The sequence below is a fragment of the Paraburkholderia sp. GAS42 genome (assembly GCF_050436565.1).
Classification (GTDB): domain Bacteria; phylum Pseudomonadota; class Gammaproteobacteria; order Burkholderiales; family Burkholderiaceae; genus Paraburkholderia.
The window spans coordinates 452,853-470,081 of the sequence record NZ_JBNDML010000003.1; the positions used below are offsets into that span (position 1 = coordinate 452,853).

General features: G+C 60.6%; 18 protein-coding genes. 15 read left to right on the forward strand and 3 right to left on the reverse strand.

Annotation, left to right across the window (positions count from 1 at the left end; all coding sequences use genetic code 11):
* The first annotated feature begins 22 nt into the window (after positions 1-22).
* The 3 genes from P3T16_RS07010 (at position 23) to P3T16_RS07020 (ending at position 2,848) form a co-directional block, all read left to right on the forward strand.
* The gene (locus tag P3T16_RS07010) at positions 23-1,039 is read left to right on the forward strand and encodes a zinc-binding dehydrogenase (RefSeq protein ID WP_429341663.1); all 1,017 of its coding nucleotides are present in this window, start codon (positions 23-25) and stop codon (positions 1,037-1,039) included.
* A 155-nt stretch (positions 1,040-1,194) separates the two neighbouring features.
* Positions 1,195-2,172, forward strand: a complete 978-nt coding sequence (locus P3T16_RS07015) for a zinc-dependent alcohol dehydrogenase family protein (protein ID WP_429341664.1) — start codon at positions 1,195-1,197, stop codon at positions 2,170-2,172.
* 76 nt (positions 2,173-2,248) lie between these two features.
* Positions 2,249-2,848, forward strand: a complete 600-nt coding sequence (locus tag P3T16_RS07020) for an NADPH-dependent F420 reductase (RefSeq protein ID WP_429259754.1) — start codon at positions 2,249-2,251, stop codon at positions 2,846-2,848.
* 47 nt (positions 2,849-2,895) lie between these two features.
* On the opposite strand, the gene P3T16_RS07025 is transcribed toward P3T16_RS07020, so the two are convergent.
* The gene (locus P3T16_RS07025; protein WP_429341665.1) at positions 2,896-3,534 is read right to left on the reverse strand and encodes a TetR/AcrR family transcriptional regulator; all 639 of its coding nucleotides are present in this window, start codon (positions 3,532-3,534) and stop codon (positions 2,896-2,898) included.
* Positions 3,535-3,762: 228 nt separating this feature from the next.
* On the opposite strand from P3T16_RS07025, the gene P3T16_RS07030 reads away from it, so the two are divergent.
* From P3T16_RS07030 to P3T16_RS07045, 4 genes are all read left to right on the forward strand, one after another.
* Entirely contained in the window at positions 3,763-4,164 is a 402-nt protein-coding gene (locus P3T16_RS07030; RefSeq protein WP_429341666.1) for a nuclear transport factor 2 family protein, read from the forward strand.
* Positions 4,165-4,207: 43 nt separating this feature from the next.
* Positions 4,208-4,963 carry an SDR family oxidoreductase gene (locus tag P3T16_RS07035; RefSeq protein WP_429341667.1) on the forward strand — a complete coding sequence of 252 codons (756 nt, stop codon included), beginning with the start codon at positions 4,208-4,210 and terminating at the stop codon, positions 4,961-4,963.
* 19 nt (positions 4,964-4,982) lie between these two features.
* Entirely contained in the window at positions 4,983-5,129 is a 147-nt protein-coding gene (locus P3T16_RS07040) for a hypothetical protein (RefSeq protein WP_429341668.1), read from the forward strand.
* A 151-nt stretch (positions 5,130-5,280) separates the two neighbouring features.
* Positions 5,281-6,045, forward strand: a complete 765-nt coding sequence (locus P3T16_RS07045; RefSeq protein WP_429341669.1) for a hypothetical protein — start codon at positions 5,281-5,283, stop codon at positions 6,043-6,045.
* Here P3T16_RS07045 and P3T16_RS07050 read toward each other — a convergent pair.
* Positions 6,042-6,194: a hypothetical protein gene (locus P3T16_RS07050; protein ID WP_429341670.1), complete on the reverse strand. Its 153-nt coding sequence runs from the start codon at positions 6,192-6,194 to the stop codon at positions 6,042-6,044. The genes P3T16_RS07045 and P3T16_RS07050 overlap by 4 nt on opposite strands.
* Before the next feature lie 297 nt (positions 6,195-6,491).
* Between P3T16_RS07050 and P3T16_RS07055 the strand changes: the two genes are divergently transcribed.
* The 6 genes from P3T16_RS07055 (at position 6,492) to P3T16_RS07080 (ending at position 12,007) form a co-directional block, all read left to right on the forward strand.
* Entirely contained in the window at positions 6,492-6,797 is a 306-nt protein-coding gene (locus tag P3T16_RS07055) for a thiamine pyrophosphate-dependent enzyme (protein ID WP_429341671.1), read from the forward strand.
* A gap of 237 nt (positions 6,798-7,034) precedes the next feature.
* Positions 7,035-7,934 carry a LysR family transcriptional regulator gene (locus tag P3T16_RS07060; protein ID WP_429259727.1) on the forward strand — a complete coding sequence of 300 codons (900 nt, stop codon included), beginning with the start codon at positions 7,035-7,037 and terminating at the stop codon, positions 7,932-7,934.
* A gap of 131 nt (positions 7,935-8,065) precedes the next feature.
* Entirely contained in the window at positions 8,066-8,752 is a 687-nt protein-coding gene (locus P3T16_RS07065; protein ID WP_429259726.1) for a histidine phosphatase family protein, read from the forward strand.
* Positions 8,753-8,857: 105 nt separating this feature from the next.
* A complete protein-coding gene (locus P3T16_RS07070; protein ID WP_429341733.1) occupies positions 8,858-9,874 on the forward strand; it encodes a phosphotransferase in 1,017 nt (338 codons plus the stop codon).
* A gap of 43 nt (positions 9,875-9,917) precedes the next feature.
* Positions 9,918-10,682: an SDR family oxidoreductase gene (locus P3T16_RS07075; protein ID WP_429341672.1), complete on the forward strand. Its 765-nt coding sequence runs from the start codon at positions 9,918-9,920 to the stop codon at positions 10,680-10,682.
* Positions 10,683-10,762: 80 nt separating this feature from the next.
* On the forward strand, positions 10,763-12,007 hold the full coding sequence (locus P3T16_RS07080; protein ID WP_429259723.1) for an acyl-CoA dehydrogenase family protein: 1,245 nt from the start codon (positions 10,763-10,765) through the stop codon (positions 12,005-12,007).
* A gap of 170 nt (positions 12,008-12,177) precedes the next feature.
* On the opposite strand, the gene P3T16_RS07085 is transcribed toward P3T16_RS07080, so the two are convergent.
* Entirely contained in the window at positions 12,178-12,867 is a 690-nt protein-coding gene (locus P3T16_RS07085; RefSeq protein WP_429341673.1) for a TetR/AcrR family transcriptional regulator, read from the reverse strand.
* 63 nt (positions 12,868-12,930) lie between these two features.
* Here P3T16_RS07085 and P3T16_RS07090 point away from each other — a divergent pair, with 63 nt between their 5' ends.
* On the forward strand, positions 12,931-15,060 hold the full coding sequence (locus P3T16_RS07090) for an alpha/beta hydrolase fold domain-containing protein (protein WP_429341674.1): 2,130 nt from the start codon (positions 12,931-12,933) through the stop codon (positions 15,058-15,060).
* A gap of 172 nt (positions 15,061-15,232) precedes the next feature.
* Positions 15,233-16,927 (forward strand): long-chain-fatty-acid--CoA ligase, encoded by a 1,695-nt coding sequence (locus P3T16_RS07095; RefSeq protein ID WP_429259720.1) that lies wholly within the window; start codon positions 15,233-15,235, stop codon positions 16,925-16,927.
* The last annotated feature ends 302 nt before the right edge of the window (positions 16,928-17,229 follow it).

The following is a 17,229-nucleotide window of genomic DNA, read 5'->3' on the forward strand; positions in this document are numbered from 1 at the left end:
ATCCTTGCGAGAGGAGTCGGTGATGCAGCGAATTGTTCACACCAACCATGGCGAGCCCGCTGAGGTGCTCACGCTGGAAGCATTTTCCGATGTCCCTTCTCTTGTGAGCGGAGCGGCGCTTGTGCGTGTGTCCGCCGCACCGGTTCATCCGGGCGACTTGCTGGGCGTCTCCGCTTCTCCTGCCTTCGGGGCGGCTCCCCTCATCCCGAGGGGAGGTCGAGTGCCCGGCGTCGAAGGTGTAGGGGTGGTGCAGGCGCTGGCCGCTGACATCGACCCTTCACATCGGATTCAGGTCGGCACACGTGTGGCCTTCTTTCCCGTCAACGGCGCCTGGAGCTCCAGGATCGCCGCGCCTGTCCAGTCGCTGATACCCGTGCCCGATGAAGTGAGCGATGAGGTCGCAGCGCAGATGTTGGTCAACACGTTGACTGCACGCCTTGCGATGCGGGCTGGTCACAACGCTTTGCCTGAAGACAGGCGCGAAGATGTCACGGTCATTCAGACGGCTGCCGGTTCCGCCGTCGGAAAGCTGCTCACTCATCTGCTCGTCGAAGTGGGCGTCAATCCGATCCTGCTCGTCGGCTCCGTGGCGAGCGCGCAAGCGCTTAAAGCTGCTCGTCCCAACCTTTCGGTCATTGTCACGGAGAATCAGGGCTGGAAGGACGAGCTTCGCGATGCGCTTGCGAACAAGCCAGTCTACGTGGCGTTCGATGGCGTCGGCGGCGCGCTATTGCCCGACGTAGCGAGCTTCCTCGCTCGCGGTGGAACGATCGTTAGCTATGGCTCCCTGGGCGGCGCTACGACGGACATTCGTTCCATCGCCCCTCGAGCGCTGACCATCAAGGGTGTGTCGTTGCTCAGCTGGCAATTCGAAGCTGCGACGGTACGCGAAGCGGACCTGGCTAACGCGCTCGAGCTCGCACGCAACTTCCCGAGCCTTTTCCCCGTAGCGGAACGATATCAGGCGAGCGACTACCTGAGAGCGCTCGAACATACGTACCGCAGGGGAAGGACCGGCATGGTGCTGCTCGCCTTCTAGCGCTACGCGTCCTGGGCAATGTGAGGCGCTCCTCGTCATGGGGGGCGGCCTGGTAGCGTTCACCCCGGTTTTTGCACGATTTCGAAATGAGCCCCGAGTGCCGAAGGATTGCCTCCCGGCTTTCCAGTCAGGCATCTCATGAAAGGACGTAAGCCATGCGTGCTATCCAGAACACCGCTTTCGGCGACCCCGTCGAGACGCTGAAACTCGTTGACCTTCCGGAGCCGGCCAACCCCGGCCCGGATGAAGTCCTGATCGCGATGGAGTATGCCCCCATCAACGGCAATGACCTGGCCGTCATCACCAATCGCTTCGTCTACTCGACTCCACTGCCCTCGATCGTGGGCAACGAAGGCGTCGGGCGAGTTCTGCAGGTAGGCTCTAATGTCTCCAACGTGAAGGTCGGCGACCGCGTGTTGCCCCCGCTTTATGCGTTGACCTGGCGCGAGCGCCTGGTGATCCTGGCCAAGGGGCTGATTGCGCTGCCTGCCAACGTCGATCCACGTCAACTGGCCATGCTGCGTATCAATCCTCCCACGGCGGTACTTCTACTCGGGCGCTTCGTTGACCTCAAGGAAGGCGACTGGATCGTGCAAAACGCGGCCAACTCCGGCATCGGTCGCACCGTGATCGCGTTGGCGAAGAAGCGTGGCCTGCGAACCATCAACTTCGTGCGTCGCCCGGAACTGGTCAAGGAGCTGGAAGAAGCTGGCGGGGACATCGTTCTCGTCGATGAGCCGGGCGCCGTCGACAAGGCCAGGGCCGCGGTCGGTCCGGGCAACGTCCGTCTGGCCATCGACGGCCTGAGCGGTTCGGCTGCGGTGCGCCTGATCGACGTGCTGTCGCAAAACGGTACGCTGGTGAGCTATGCGTTCACAAGCGGCGAGCTGGTCACGCCGCTCAAGGTCGTGGACCTGCATCTGCGCGGCATCGTCGTGCGCGGCATATACATCGACCTTCCCGAATACCAGCCGTATATCATGGACGCAATCAGGGAGTCTGCCGAACTGATGGCTCGCGGCGAGCTTGACCTGCCTGTGGCTGCCGTCTATCCGCTTGCGGACTACCAAAAGGCCGTCGCTCACGCAATCAAGGGTGGCAAGGTGCTGCTCGACTTGCGCTCATCGAACTGACCTGGCTGTTCTCCCAAGTGCCGTGCTCCTCGACGGGCATGGCTTCGTTGACTTACGTTGCCGCTGAGGTGTCGAAATGAAAATTGGTTTTATTGGAGCCGGTGCTGTAGCGCAGTCCATCGCCAGGAGTGCCATTCAAGCAGGCCATGAGGTTGTCTTGAGCGCTCGTCGTGGGCCGCGGGCTTTGAGCGATATCGTGGCCGGACTCGGTCCGAACGCGTCGGCAGATACGGTAGAAGAGGTGGCCCGGCTCGAGCTGGTCATGCTCGCCGTTCCATGGCTTCAAGTGCCGTCGGCCCTGGATGGGCTGCCCAGTTGGGCAGGTCGCATTCTGGTGGATACCACCAACCCTTTTACGCAACTCGAGCCTGAGCTCGTTCTGGCGGACCTGGGGGGCACGGGCGCCAGCGAGATCGTCGCGGCACACGCGCCAGAGGCTCGCGTCGTCAAGGCGTTCAATGCTATCCGCATGGAGCACTACGACAAGGGTCCGAAGTTTCATGACGGAAAGCGCGTCATCTTCGTCTCCGGTGACGACAAGGACGCAAAGGCGGTGGTGATCGGACTCGTCAAGGATTTTGGCTACGCACCAATGGATCTTGGCGGTCTGGTTTCGGGCGGTCGCATGCAGCAAGCGGGTGGTCCGATTGCTGGCCACGACTGGGTCGTCGCATAGGACTGCAAGGTATGCAAACCCATGTCGCGCTATTTCGGGACGTTGGGTTACCGTGGGCGCGAGTGGCCGCGCGATTGAATTCCGGGTTGCCTATCCACGGCGGCGAGGAGCTGCTGGCGGCCCTCATCAAGAATTTCATCCGCGAGCGCCGGGTCGATGTCGGCAACAGCACGCGAAAGCAGTAGCGTACCAACCATCTGGCTGAACAGTGTGATCGCCTTCCTGTGGCCGCCCTCGCTGATTCCCTCCGTCTCTTCGATGACCTTGGCGAATCGTTTAAGGTTCGCCGCGAGACCTTCTGCGTAAGAGCCGCGCGCCACGTCGTCTAACCGGCGGGCGTCGCCTGCAAAACCCGACAAGGGGCAGCCCGCCTCGATATTCGCGCGATGCTCGGGGGACAGGTACCACTGAATGTTTTGCTTGACCGGGTCAGCGTCAGCTGACCTTGCGTTTTCGATCAGCGAGGCAAAAGCCTCTCCAGCCGCTTCCATGGCCTTTTCCATCACTGCGGCGACCAGCGCGTCTTTTGATTTGAAGTGGTTGTAGAAACCGCCCTGTGTAAAGCCCGCCGCCTTCATCAGCTCGGTGAGCCCAACCGCATCGACGCCGCGCTCACGAAACAGCTTCTCCGCGGCTGCCACGATCGCGCGCCGGTTTTCAACCGTCTGTTGCCTGGAAACACCCATTTCCCCTCTCTTCGGCCGCGAGCGACCCAATAAGACCCATCGAAAAATACAATGTCGATCACCATTGACATCGGCAGGATGGACGCCCAGAATCCGTCACAATGACAATGTCATTCACCATTGTCTTAAGTATAGCCTTCTTTACCTGAACGTTCAGGCAGCAGGGGGCGCATCGATTATCTGACGCCTGACCGCGTCGTCACCTGAACCTTCAAGGAGGACCGCGACATGACGAAGACAACCCCTGAACAGAACAAGGCGCTCGTGCTGGAAGCATTCGACACCCTGTTCAACAAGCGCGACTACGTTGCAGCCGAGCGCTTCTGGTCCGACCGCTACATTCAGCATAGCGCCCATATTGCACCGGGACGCGATGGCCTTTTCGACCTGGTTCGCGCGCTGCCTGACACCGCGCACTATGAGAACCAGCTGATCGTGGCCGAGGGTGATCATGTCTTCGCACATGGCCGCTTCTCTGGGATCGGCAGGGCCGCTGCGTGGATTGCAGTTGACGTCGTCCGCTTTGAAGACGGCAAGCTCGCCGAGCACTGGGACGTCCTTCAGGACGAAGCGACCAGGGCCGAATCCGCGAGCGGCCTGCCGATGTTCGGCGACCGGTTCCCTGCTTGACCACGCCAACCCCACCTACAGCAACATCAACAGGAAAACGATCATGAAACTCACCGGAAACACGATCTTCATTACGGGCGGCGGTTCGGGCATTGGCCGCGGGCTAGCCGAGGCGCTCCACAAGCGCGGCAACAAGGTCATCATCAGCGGCCGCCGGCGCAGCCATCTCGACGAGGTGGTGGCGGCGAATCCCGGCATGGCTGCAATCGAGCTCGACATTGCCGACCCGGCCAGCATCGACAGGGTGGCGGCGCAACTGATCGCGGACTATCCGGATCTCAACGTGCTGATCAACAACGCAGGGATCATGCAACCTGACCAGGCGGGCGGCCACATCGACGACGCGCTGATGGTGTCCACCATCACGACCAATCTCATGGGGCCGATCCGCATGACGTCGGCGCTGATCGATCATCTCAGGACCAGGAACGACGCTGTCGTCGCCTATACAAGCTCGGTGCTTGCCTTCGTGCCGTTGGCCGCGACCGCAGTGTATTCGTCGACCAAGGCGGCATTGCATTCGTACATCCTCTCGCAACGCTTTATGCTGCGGGACACGAAGGTTCGCGTACTGGAGATCGCACCGCCCTGGGTGCGCACGGACCTCATGAACAGCCGCGAAGCCGAACAGGCGATGCCGCTTGAAGCGTTCATCGACGAAACGATCGCTGTCCTCGGAACAGATGTGGACGAGGTTCTCGTTGAAGGTGCGAAGCTGTTCCGCGGGAACCCGGGTCCCGGTGAGCACGATCTGGTCAATGGCTTCAATGCACAGATGATGGCGGTGCTGGCTGGGTGATTCGCTGCCTGACGGATACATGACGAAGACAACCCCTGAACAGAACAAGGCGCTTGTGCCGGAAGCGTTCGGCACCCTGTTCAACAAGCGCGACTACGTTGCAGCTGGGCGCTTCTGGTCGCCTGACTATATCCGGCACAGCGCGCACATTGAGCGAGGCCAGTGAAGGAGTTGAAGAGCGGCTCGCCGATGTTTGGGGAAAAGTTCGCTGGCTAATCTGAGTCGCTCCACCATCCGAGCGAGCGTCACGGTAGTTCAGGAACCTGCATCGGAAAGGTGACAGGCCATCGGGGCAGACCAACAGTAGAGGAAACGATATGACGAGTGATCTTTTGAAGCTGGCTATCGAGGCTCATGGAGGCCTTGCACGCTGGAACGCATTCAGAACGCTCGAAGCCGAAATGTCGATCACAGGTGGCATCTGGCACGTCAAGCAGAAGCCAGATATTTTCAGGCACGTTGTCGCCGCAATGGAGACGCAAGCCGAGCATGTCGAACTGCGGCCTTTCACAGCGCCCGACCGACACTCCTTTTTTACCCCGGGCCGCGTCGCCGTCGAATCGACGGACGGGCGCGTACTCGAGAGTCGCGACAATCCGCGTTCATCCTTCGCCGGACATAGTCAGCAGACGCCCTGGGACGATCTTCATGCGGCATATTTCTGCAGTTATGCGCTGTGGACCTATTTCAACACGCCGTTTCTCTACACCTACCCTGGCGTAGTCACCGAGGAGTTGTCGCCGTGGCATGAAGACGGTGAGCAATGGCGACGCCTGAAAGTAACGTTCCCAGGTTCCATCGATACGCATTCGCGCGAGCAGGTTTCGTACTTTGGCCCGGATGGTCTGCTGCGGCGCCATGATTACACCGTGGACGTAATGGGCGGCGCTACCGGCGCAAACTATGCATCGAACTACCGGGACTTTGACGGCATTATGGTGCCGACAACCCGGCGCGTGTTCGCTTATGACGCTGATGGCCAGAAAACTGACGAACCGTTGCTGGTTGCCATCGACATTGCCACGGTCTCCTTTCGCCAGGGCCCGGCAACGGGGGAAGGCTTCCAGGGGGCATGGCGCTAAATAATAGACCGCTGCCAGGGACGCTGGCGGCCCTCTTCAAGAATTTCATCCGCGAGCGCCGGGCCAACGTCCGCAACAGCACGCGAAAGCAGCAGCATACCGACCATCTGGCTTGAGAGCATTAGCGATTCAGGTTCAGCGAGCACCATAGTGCGTGTCCTGGAACAGATGCGGATGTTCGCGCGGCGGGGCGCGCCAGTTCGACGGTGCCGCCGTGACGCTAGCGACATATCGGATTGAGGAAATCGGCGCGGCAATCGCCCATCAGGCGAGAGGCGGAAAATTTCTTCTGAAAGTTGGGGACTAGATGCAACGTGCTAATCCCTGGCCAGCCACGCCGGCGACATCGCCCACCATCCCTGCCAGATGGAGCACCCCGAGCGGGCCGCGAGCCTCGACAGCGGCATCCAGGCCGCGACGGCCACCCGCGCAAAGTTGTTCGCCGAGTGGGCCGACCAGCCGGGTTCCCACTCTATACCGGTCTACAAAACCCAGACTTCGGCAAGGTCGCCGAGGCGATCGGATTATGGGGGCGCACGGTGGCGAAAGCCGATGAGCTCGAAGAGGCAGTCATCACATGGTTGAACGAGCCAGGCCCCGCGCTGCTAAACGTCAAGGTAGATACGATGACGCTCGTGATGCCGCCGAAGATCGAGTGGGGTTCTGCGTACGGCATGGTCCTGTATTCAGCGAAGGCCATGCTGCAGGGGCAGTCCGCAGACGTGTTCGCCATGAACCGCGAGAATTTATAGGACTTGCCGGGTTAAGCGGGGCGGGCCGAATCGATCACCGTCTGCACGACCGCGCAGAAGCGCAGGATAAGCGAGCGCGAAGCGTCCTCATTTCCCTTTTTGGCTGTCTTGCCCTGGCGGGAGTAGACTCGCCGGGGTTGCTCCGTGATACCACGCCGATCGTCGCTTTGTGCCGATGCATGCGCGTGAACAAAAGGAGTCGGAAATACAGTTCGAGTGGCGTCGGGGAATTCGAAAATGCGTCTGTCAAAGGTTGATCTGAATCTCTTCGTTGTCTTCGAAGCCGTCTACAGAACGCGAAACCTGACGCGCGCGGCGGAGATGCTATTCATCACTCAGCCAGCTGTTAGCAATGCGTTGGCGCGGATGCGCAAGGCATTCGACGATCAGCTCTTTGTCAGTACGTCGGCCGGCATGATACCGACTGCTGTTTCGGAAAACATCATCGGCCAGGTTCGTGAGGCGCTGCAACTGCTTGACTCGAGTACTCACGTCGGAGGACGCTTCGACCCCGCCTCGTCTGAGCGTACGTTCCGGCTCAGCATGACCGACCTCACGGAGGCGCTCCTTCTGCCCGCACTGGAGGAAGTGCTGCAGCGACAGGCTCCTGGCATCCGCATCGAAAGCTACTTCACGACGCGTAAAGAGGTTCCGGAAGCGCTAGCCAGCAGTGCGGTCAATCTTGCGATCGACGCGCCGCTGATTGATGACCCATACGTCGAGCAGGAGCCGCTGGGCCGCGACCGGTATGCATGCATGCTGCGTCACGACCATCCGTTTACCAGGAAGAAGCTGACGATCGATGACTACCTCAGGTTCGGTCATATCCACGTATCCAGCCGCCCCCAGGGACCTGGTCTCGTCGATGCGGAACTGAACAGGCTGGGCCTCAGGCGATCGATTCAGACACGGGTTCAACACTATCTGGTAGCCCCGTTGATCGCGATGCGAACCGATCTCGTCCTCACGGCCCCCCTTGTGCTCCTTCGGCGGTATGACGCGCGAATCCTGGCGCTGCCGTTCGATCTTCCGGATCTCGAGTCTCATTGCTACTGGCATCGAAGCGTGACCGGGGACCCGGCTCATCGTTGGCTGCGCGAGCAGGTTGGCCGTCTCATGCGGGAAATGAATCAGTAGCCGGGGCCTGCGAGGCCTATGGGGTACACGTGCCCGGTGTCACGAAAACTTATTGTCGGCTATCACGACAATAAATTTCCCGAATGACGCGGCGCTGGGTATTCTGCTAGCCATGTTGAAACGAGGATGGTATGGCAGAACTCTATCTTGTACGGCATGGTCAGGCGTCTTTTGGCGCCGAAAACTATGACGAGCTATCTCATTCCGGTCGTACCCAGTCGCGTTGGCTCGGCGAGTACTTCGCGCAGGCGAAATTGCGGTTCGATCGCGTTGTCATCGGAACGATGCAGCGGCATCGTCAAACTGCCGATGCTATTCTCGCCGCAATGGGGGGCCCGCAAGTAGAGATCGCGCAAGACGCGGGTTTGAACGAATACGATTTCCAGGCATTGTTCGCAGCCCTCGGCGACGAGGGTTTGCCGCTGGGTTTGTCTGCAGGTCTCTCGGCCACAAGTTCAAAAAAGGACTTCTACAAAGGACTCAGGCACGTGCTGCAGCTTTGGGCCGATGACCGTTTGCCTGGCCGTGTTCCAGAGACGTGGCATCAATTCCAGACGCGTGTCCAGCGTGCGCGCATCGACATCCAGCGGGCTGGCGGCAGGCGCGTTCTGGTGGTGAGTTCGGGTGGTCCGATTGCGGTAAGTGCCCAACAGGTTCTGCAGGCGCCTGCTGCGACCGCGATTGCACTGAACATGCAGATTCGAAACAGCAGCGTTTGCCAATATGTCTTTAACGACGGCGCGATGTCGCTAGTCAGCTTCAATTCGCTGCCTCATCTCGAACGTGCCGAGAGGCATGAGTTTGTCACCTACGGCTGACCTCAGTCGGGAATTACGCAATATGAACTACCCCCACGCTCACTTACGTTCGCTGCCCCCCGAGGGGGCCGTTGCCTCCCTTTGGGCGGCCCGGCGGGAGGCAGCATGAATGCCAGCCTTCAATTCGACATCGAAGATCTCACACGTTATCTGACGGTGCACGTGCCCGGGTTTCAAGGGCCGTTGTCCGTCGAGAAATTTCCCGGAGGACAATCCAATCCGACGTTTCTTTTGAAGGCGCAAAGCGGTCGCTACGTGCTGAGACGTCAACCTCCCGGCGCACTGCTCAAGTCCGCACATGCCGTTGATCGGGAGTTTCGCGTGCTGTCGGCGCTCGGCCGGACACCGGTCCCTGTCGCCTGTGCCATGCACCTTTGCGAGGACCGTGACGTCATCGGTAGCCTGTTTTACGTCATGAGCTACGAAGACGGGCGAATCTTCTGGAATCCGGCGCTGCCCGAAGTGCCCGTCGAGGAGCGTGGCTCCATCTACGACGCACTGCTCGGCACGATGGCGGCTCTCCACGGCGTGGATATCGACGAAGCCGGATTGTCGGACTACGGCCGCCCGGGCAACTATTTCGCGCGTCAAATCGACGTCTGGACCAGGCAATATCGCGCCGCGCAGACCGATACATTGGAGGCGATGGAGTCGCTGATCGAGTGGCTGCCTGCCCACTGCCCGCCGGAAGCTGGAAACCCTTCGCTCGTGCACGGAGATTTCCGTATCGACAACCTCATTTTCATGCGCGATGCGCCGCAAGTCCGCGCTGTTCTCGACTGGGAGCTATCGACGCTGGGCAATCCACTGGCTGACATCGCGTACTTCTGCATGTGTTTGCGGCTCCCGCCGGGCAGCCATATCGCCGGACTCAAGGGCTTGGATCGAGGGGCGTTGGGGGTGCCGGACGAGGCGTCGATTGTCGAGCGATATTGCGAGCTCCGGGGAATTTCGTCGATTGAGAACTGGAACTTCTACCTGGCGTTCAGCTTCTTCCGGCTCGCCGCTATCGCACAGGGCGTGAAGAAGCGGGCCTTGAGCGGTAACGCATCGAATGAAAAGGCGCGACAGGTGGGGGAGATGGCTGGGGTGCTTGCGAAGATGGGCGTTGACCTGATCTGAACGCAGGCAGGAAAAACGGGATGTAGACATATCGGAGATGATTGTGACTACTAATTTGTTTGATCTGAAAGAAAAGATTGCTCTGGTGACGGGCGCCAGCCGGGGGATCGGTGAGGAGATCGCCAAACTTCTCGCCGAGCAGGGTGCTCACGTGATTGTGTCGAGCCGCAAGCTGGAAGATTGCGAATCTGTGGCACGCGAGATCAAGGAAGCGGGCGGGAGCGCTGAAGCGAAACCGTGCCATGTCGGGCGTGTCGAGGACATTCTCGCGATCTTCCAGCATATTCGTGCACGGCATGGCCGTCTGGACATCCTCGTCAACAACGCAGCGACGAATCCGTATTTTGGCCACATTCTTGATACCGATCTGTCGTCATTCGAAAAAACGGTGGAAGTCAACTTGCGCGGTTACTTCTTCATGTCTGTGGAGGCGGGCAAGTTGATGCGGGAGCACGGCGGCGGTGCGATCGTCAACACGGCTTCGGTCAATGCATTGCAGCCTGGCGACAGGCAGGGAATCTACTCGATCACCAAAGCCGCCGTTGTCAACATGACGCGGGCATTCGCGAAGGAGTGCGGGCCGTTGGGGATTCGAGTGAATGCGCTGCTTCCCGGATTGACCAAAACCCGATTTGCGGGGGCACTGTTCGAGGATCAGACCACGTACGAAAACTGGATGTCGCGCATTCCGCTGCGCCGCCACGCGGAACCTCGTGAGATGGCGGGTACGGTGCTTTACCTTGTGTCCGACGCTGCGAGCTATACCAATGGGGAGTGTGTCGTCGTCGACGGTGGACTGACGATCTAGTCAAGTGGTCGAAGCACGCGGTTGGCCGCGCTGCTGGCCAATGCCTCGACGACATTAATCAGGATTATGGAAGCGTAAAAATGGATTTCGCATACAGCCCGAAGGTCGAAGCGCTGCGCACACAGGTGCGTACGTTCATGGAAGCTCACATCGTTCCGCGCATCCGGCAATGGCACGAGGAGGTGAATGCCGGTCAATATCCAGTTTCCTTTATGGAGACCTTGAAGGAGCGAGCGCGTGAAGAGGGTCTCTGGAACCTGTTCCTTCCGCATCTGCGCGATGACGAGCCCGGTACCCGCCTGACCAATCTCGAGTACGCGCCCCTCGCTGAAATCATGGGGCGGGTGTCGTGGGCATCGGAGGTGTTCAACTGCAATGCGCCGGACACGGGCAATATGGAGCTGCTCCATATGTTTGCCACGCCCGCTCAGCGCGAACTGTGGCTCAAGCCCCTTCTCGACGGCAAGATCCGCTCGGCGTTTGCAATGACGGAACCGGCGGTGGCTTCCTCAGACGCGACCAATATCACGACGTCGATTCGTCGCGACGGGGATGACTATGTCATTGACGGCCGCAAGTGGTTTATCACGAATGCAGCACACCCGAATTGCAAGCTCTTCATCGTGATGGGCAAAACGGATCCGGACGCACCGAGCCACCGTCAGCAGAGCATGATTCTCGTGCCCCGCGATACACCCGGCGTCAAGGTGATCCGCAATATCACGGTGGTCAATCACCTGGCACCGGAAGGACACTGCGAGATCGAGTTCAAAGGGGTGCGCGTACCCCGGTCGAATCTCCTCGGTGAAGAGGGTAGCGGCTTTGCGCTCGCGCAGGCGCGCCTTGGGCCGGGACGGATTCACCACTGCATGCGTTCGATCGGCGCCGCGGAACTGGCGCTCGAGTTGATGGTGGAACGGGCCCAGGCGCGCACGACATTCGGAAAGATGCTGCATGAGCATGGGTCTGTCGCCGAATGGATCGCGAAGTCCAGAATCGAAATCGATCAAGCGAGGCTGTTTGTTCTAAAAGCCGCGTGGATGATCGACAACGTGGGTGCGAAGGAGGCGCGCAAGGAGATCTCGATGATCAAGGCGCTCGTACCGGGTGTTCACACCGCCGTTTGCGAGCGGGCGATGCAGGTGTTTGGCGCGATGGGGCTGAGCCCCGACACGCCATTGGCCGATAGCTGGACGTGGGGCCGTGCGTTGCGGTTCGCAGACGGCCCGGACGAGGTTCACTTGCAGAGCATTGCACGAATGGAAATCAAGGCGCAGCCCTATGAGCAGGGGAAGGATAATCCCTACCTGATGGCTTCGGCGTAATGCCTGGAGCCAGTTTCAAAGAGTGACCCTGCGGGGGGCCTGGGCGGCGAGTGGCACGAATATTCTCAACGTTAAGGCCCTCCAGGGAGGTCGATCCCCCGCAGTGCGTTGAGCTTCCATCGCCAGGCGCAAGATGTGCCAATGCGGTTTCCGGTGCGTTGGCGAGACGACTAGCACTCGCCGTCAGATCCCCCCAACAGGGACCGCGTTTCCTCTGAGGGCTCCGCAGTAAGTACGCTTTCAAAGGTGTCCATCAAGCTGGACACCGCGTATTGCGGGGACCAGAGTCCTCCCGAATCGCCACTGTCCCGGCTCGCTTCCCACGCTGCAAGCGAGGCATTGCCGTAGATGCCGACGAGCGACAGTCTGTGATCAACGATTGCCGGCGGAATATCGGAAAGCAGGTTTCGGAGCAGGGCGTTGCAACGCTGATAACCCAGATTCCACTTGTCTTCCAGCGCCTCCCGCAAGAACGCGCGATTGTTCAACTGCAAGTTGGCAATCATGCGGATGTACGTCGCCTGACCCGTGCGATCCGCCAGCTCAAGCATCGGAAAGAGCAGCGCGCCTAATACCGCTCGCACGTTTATCCCTTCTTCTGCCTCCAGTCTGTCGAGCCGCGCCTGACGGTCTTCGTCTATCAGGCGCGCACCGTCGACTACCAGCTCACGTGCCAGTTCCAGTTTGTTCCCGAAGTAGTAGCGCAGCGAGGCGCTGTTTCGCTGCCCTGCGGCCGAGATGATGTCCTGCACGGAAACCCCGTCCAATCCGCGCAGCGCGAACAGGCGTTGGGCTTCTTCTTTTAAGCGAATTCGTGTCTCCGCCCCATCCGAGCGAAGGGTTTTCCCTGATGTCGTCATTACTTTACCGTGTCGAGTTAATTAACTACACTGGCTTAACTAACCCAGTTGGAGAAACTTAACATGAAAGTCGTAGTTGTTGGAGGAGGCATTGGTGGCTTAACGACCGCTCTGGCGCTGCTGCGCCACGGCATCGAGCCGATTGTACTGGAGCGTGCCCCGCAATTGACGGAGGTCGGAGCGGGCGTTCAGATCGCCGCGAACGGCACGATCGTGCTCCGGGAACTGGGGCTCGAGCCGGCGCTGGCGAGCATTGCGACCGTGCCGGAACGCTTTGACTACCTCGAACTGTCGACAGGGCGTCTCCTGTACGTTGCTCCATTGGGCAAGGAGGCAGAGGCACGTTACGGCGCGCTGCTCTACAACGTCCACCGTGCCGACCTGATCGACTTGCTCGCGAAGGCCGTACCGCCCAATGTGATCCGGCTGGGGGCGCAATGCGCGTCGGTTTCCCAGGACGAGGAGGGCGCCTGCGTCACGCTGCAAAATGGCGAAGTGATTCGTGGCGACGCCGTGATCGGCGCGGATGGCATTCACTCCGCCGTTCGGACGGCCCTCCGGGGACCCGAGGAGAAGCAGTTCGCCAATATCCTGATGTGGCGCTCGCTCATTCCTGCCGACCGGCTCAAGGGCCTGAAGTTGCCGGTGGCGGGGAACAACTGGTTCGGCGTGGGCAGGAATATCGTCTCGTACTGGGTGCGCAAGGACCTCTACAGCATTCTTGCGTCGGTGCCGGCAACCGAAGTGAGCCGCGAGTCGTGGACGCAGTCGGGGGACGTCGCGCAACTGCGGCGCTCGTTCGCGGGTTCCGAGCCAACCGTCCAGAAAATGCTGGAAGCCGTCGACTCAACGTTCATCACGGGGATGTACCACCGCGATCCAATCGAACACTGGAGTACCGGACGAATCGCCCTGCTCGGCGATGCTGCGCATGCGATGGTGCCCTACCTGGCGCAAGGCGCCTGCCAGGCGATCGAAGACGCCTGGGTCCTTGCCACCTGTCTCAAGAACCATGGCCCGGCCGGCGTTCAGGACGCGCTGCTGGAATACGAACGGCGCCGCCAGCCGCGTACTACGCGGATTCAGGCCGGAGCGCGATTTGTCGTCGATTGGGCACACGAGCCCGACGAGGCGCGGGTACGCCAGCGCAACGGGCGACTGAAGGGACTCTCGCGTATCGATCCGCTGGCAGAGGCTTCGTGGTCGTTCGCCTGGGGGCACGACGTCCTCGAGGCCGCCAGGCTGCCACCGGGCGAGGTCGTAGGCTTGAGCGCGGCACGCGAAGGAAAACGGATGGCGCGCCCCGAGAGCCAGCGCGCTTTCGATCTCTGGAAGGGCGTGTTCAAGCCGGATGACATTGCGCGTGGCGACCGGGGGCAGCGTGCGGCCTACGAACGGTTCCTGCTGGAGCAGTTCCCGGCGCCGGCAAGCACCGAAGTGACGGACGTCGATCTTCACGGGGTGAGCGCGTTGCGTGTGGTTGCAGCGGGAGCCCCTCACAAGGCGACCGTGTTGCATTTCCATGGCGGCGGCTACGTGCTGGGTTCGGCGAAGAGCTCGATTGAATACGCAAGCCGTCTCTCGCGCGCCCTGAACGCTCCGTGCTACACGGTCGACTATCGCCTTGCGCCCGAGCATCCGTATCCGGCGGCATTCGATGACGCCTTCAGCGCGTATCGCGGCTTGCTCGCTTCGGGTGTCGATCCGTCGACGGTGTTCCTGAGCGGCGAATCGTCCGGGGGCGGCCTCGCCCTGGCGCTGGCTGCTGCGTTGCGTCGCGCGAGGCTGCCGTTGCCGGCCGGCGTCATTGCAATCTGCCCGCTCACCGACCTCACGCTTGGTGGCCCCTCCGTCATGACGAATTCGGGAGACGACCCGGCCGCGAATCGCGAGACGTTGTCCAACCTCGTCGCGTCTTACTTCCAGGGCCATGAGCCGACCGATCCGATGGTGTCGCCGCTGTTCGCGGATCTCGCAGAGCTTCCGCCGGTATTCCTTGCGGCCGTCGAGGGAGAGGTGCTGGAAAGCGACACGACTCGTTTTGCGGAGCGGGCAAAGGCAGCCGGCGCGAACGTGAAGTTGAAGATGGTGGCCGATTCGGTTCACGTCTTCACGCTCTTCCCGTTCTTGCCGGAAACCGCCGGGACGCTCGAAGAAATCGGCCAGTGGAGCCGCGAGCTCCTTCAGAAGTAGAGAGACGCATCCGCCTCGCGCATGGCGCCAGGTTCGGATGCGACAACCTGCTCACGCGTCGCCGGCGTGGGCAGGTCCCGCTTGCGTCACAAGCGGTTTGCCAGTGACGCAAGCAATCGGTTTCAAGGCGCTTCGCCATATCACTGCATTTCGTCTCATGCCCGGAGTAGACATGACGGCAACATCAACGCGTCGACTGGTCGACACGCTGCGGCAACTATCCGCGCCGCAGACATCGCTGTACACCAATCTCGAAGTCTCCTCGAGCCGCCATCCAGAAAAGGCAGCAATCCTTTACTACGGCAGTACCGTAACCTACCGGCAGTTGCAATACGAAGTTCAAGCGATGGCGGGTTTCCTGCAGCAGCACTGCGGCATAACCCGGGGTGACCGCGTCGTCCTGTACATGCAGAACAGTCCGCAGTTCGTCGTCGCTTTCTATGCGGTGCTGCGCGCGGATGCGGTAGTCGTGCCCGTCAACCCGATGAACCGGACTTCGGAGCTGCAACACATATTCGAAGATAGTGGGGCTAGAGTCGCCTTCGTCGGCGAAGAACTCATGGAGCACGTACGGTCGCTGTCGGGCCGCCACGTGGACTATGTGATCCCTGCACGTTATGCCGACTATCTTCACGACCAGACCGATCTCCCGCTGCCCGATGTCCTGACATCGCCCGGACCGCAGCCTCATGCAGAATCTGTCGACGGCCATGCTGCCCCCATCGGCTGGAACGACGCGCTCTCGCGCGCGTGCATTCCGCGCGACCACGAATCCCGGCCCGAGGATCTGGCAGTCATTCCGTATACGTCCGGGACGACCGGTCGCCCCAAAGGGTGCATCCATACACATCGCAGTGTGATGCATTCGACGGTCTCGTGCGCTGAATGGCCGAGCCTCGCGAACAAGAGCGTGATGCTGTGCTCCGTGCCGTTGTTTCACGTCACCGGCATGCAGAACTGCATGAACATGCCGATATTCATCGGCGCCACGATGGCGATCATGACCCGCTGGGACGCGAAATGTGCCGCGCACGTGATCGAACGCTACCGCGTAAGCACGTGGATCACTGTTCCCACGATGCTCATCGACCTGCTGAACCTGGCGGACGTCGACAGGTTCGACCTGAGTTCCATTGCGTACCTGAGCGGCGGCGGCGCCGCGATGCCGCAGGCTGTCGCACGGCAGATAGAGGAGCGTTGGGGCATCCCGTACGTAGAAGGGTACGGTCTCACCGAGACGATGGCGGCGACCCACATCAATCCACCGAAGCACAGCAAGCAACAGTGCATGGGTGTGCCGGTCTTCAGCACGGATTCACTCGTCGTCGATCCCGAGACGCTCGAGCCTCTCGGCGAAGGAGAAACAGGCGAGATTCTCGTCAGCGGACCTCAAGTATTCGATGGGTACTGGAAGGCGCCGGAATCTACGCGAGATGCATTCGTTCTGATCGATGGGAAGCGCTACCTGCGCACCGGAGACCTCGGCTACGTCGATCGGGACGGCTATTTCTTCGTCGTCGACCGGCTGAAGCGCATGATCAATGCCTCCGGCTACAAAGTCTGGCCGGCCGAGGTCGAGGCCATGCTGTTCGAGCATCCCGCTGTCCAGGAGGCGTGTGTCATTGCGACTCACGATCCGCGCCGAGGCGAGTCGGTAAAGGCGCTCATCGTGCTACGGAGCGGCGAATACGCGACGGAAGAAGACATTGTGTCATGGGCCCGCGAGCGCATGGCGTCCTATAAGGTCCCACGTGTCGTTCAGTTTGCCACCAGCTTGCCCCGTACTTCGAGCGGAAAGATCCAGTGGAGACTGCTGCAGGAAGAGGAAGCGCGCAGTCGAAACGCCCAATCCGAAGGTCGCCCCTGAAGCATATCGGGGGAGATGTTCTCGTTTGCCGGCGCCTGCGCGATCTGCTTTGCCAGGCGTAGGGTTATCCCGCACGCCCGTTCAATGCGATGGAATAAGGCGTGCCGCAGTGGTCGATGCGTTCGCAGCGCGGAATGTAAATTTTCTGGCAGTTGTGGTCAACGTTTCCGGGCAACGTGTGGTTGTGGGCACAACGCCTTGATCGGAGCCAGTGCCGTCAAGGACGAAGTTTTCGTCGAGTCCGCAGGTTGATCAAGTCATCGCGGCCCGTCGAGTCACGCAACAAGCAGAAATCAAGCGCT

Coding starts and splice junctions, on each gene's coding strand:
- P3T16_RS07035 (WP_429341667.1), top strand. CDS start 4,208: ATGAAACTCACCGGAAACACGATCTTCATTACGGGCGGCGGTTCGGGC.
- P3T16_RS07080 (WP_429259723.1), top strand. CDS start 10,763: ATGGATTTCGCATACAGCCCGAAGGTCGAAGCGCTGCGCACACAGGTG.
- P3T16_RS07010 (WP_429341663.1), top strand. CDS start 23: ATGCAGCGAATTGTTCACACCAACCATGGCGAGCCCGCTGAGGTGCTC.
- P3T16_RS07070 (WP_429341733.1), top strand. CDS start 8,858: ATGAATGCCAGCCTTCAATTCGACATCGAAGATCTCACACGTTATCTG.
- P3T16_RS07045 (WP_429341669.1), top strand. CDS start 5,281: ATGACGAGTGATCTTTTGAAGCTGGCTATCGAGGCTCATGGAGGCCTT.
- P3T16_RS07025 (WP_429341665.1), bottom strand. CDS start 3,534: ATGGGTGTTTCCAGGCAACAGACGGTTGAAAACCGGCGCGCGATCGTG.
- P3T16_RS07020 (WP_429259754.1), top strand. CDS start 2,249: ATGAAAATTGGTTTTATTGGAGCCGGTGCTGTAGCGCAGTCCATCGCC.
- P3T16_RS07065 (WP_429259726.1), top strand. CDS start 8,066: ATGGCAGAACTCTATCTTGTACGGCATGGTCAGGCGTCTTTTGGCGCC.
- P3T16_RS07090 (WP_429341674.1), top strand. CDS start 12,931: ATGAAAGTCGTAGTTGTTGGAGGAGGCATTGGTGGCTTAACGACCGCT.
- P3T16_RS07030 (WP_429341666.1), top strand. CDS start 3,763: ATGACGAAGACAACCCCTGAACAGAACAAGGCGCTCGTGCTGGAAGCA.
- P3T16_RS07050 (WP_429341670.1), bottom strand. CDS start 6,194: ATGGTGCTCGCTGAACCTGAATCGCTAATGCTCTCAAGCCAGATGGTC.
- P3T16_RS07060 (WP_429259727.1), top strand. CDS start 7,035: ATGCGTCTGTCAAAGGTTGATCTGAATCTCTTCGTTGTCTTCGAAGCC.
- P3T16_RS07040 (WP_429341668.1), top strand. CDS start 4,983: ATGACGAAGACAACCCCTGAACAGAACAAGGCGCTTGTGCCGGAAGCG.
- P3T16_RS07015 (WP_429341664.1), top strand. CDS start 1,195: ATGCGTGCTATCCAGAACACCGCTTTCGGCGACCCCGTCGAGACGCTG.
- P3T16_RS07085 (WP_429341673.1), bottom strand. CDS start 12,867: ATGACGACATCAGGGAAAACCCTTCGCTCGGATGGGGCGGAGACACGA.
- P3T16_RS07095 (WP_429259720.1), top strand. CDS start 15,233: ATGACGGCAACATCAACGCGTCGACTGGTCGACACGCTGCGGCAACTA.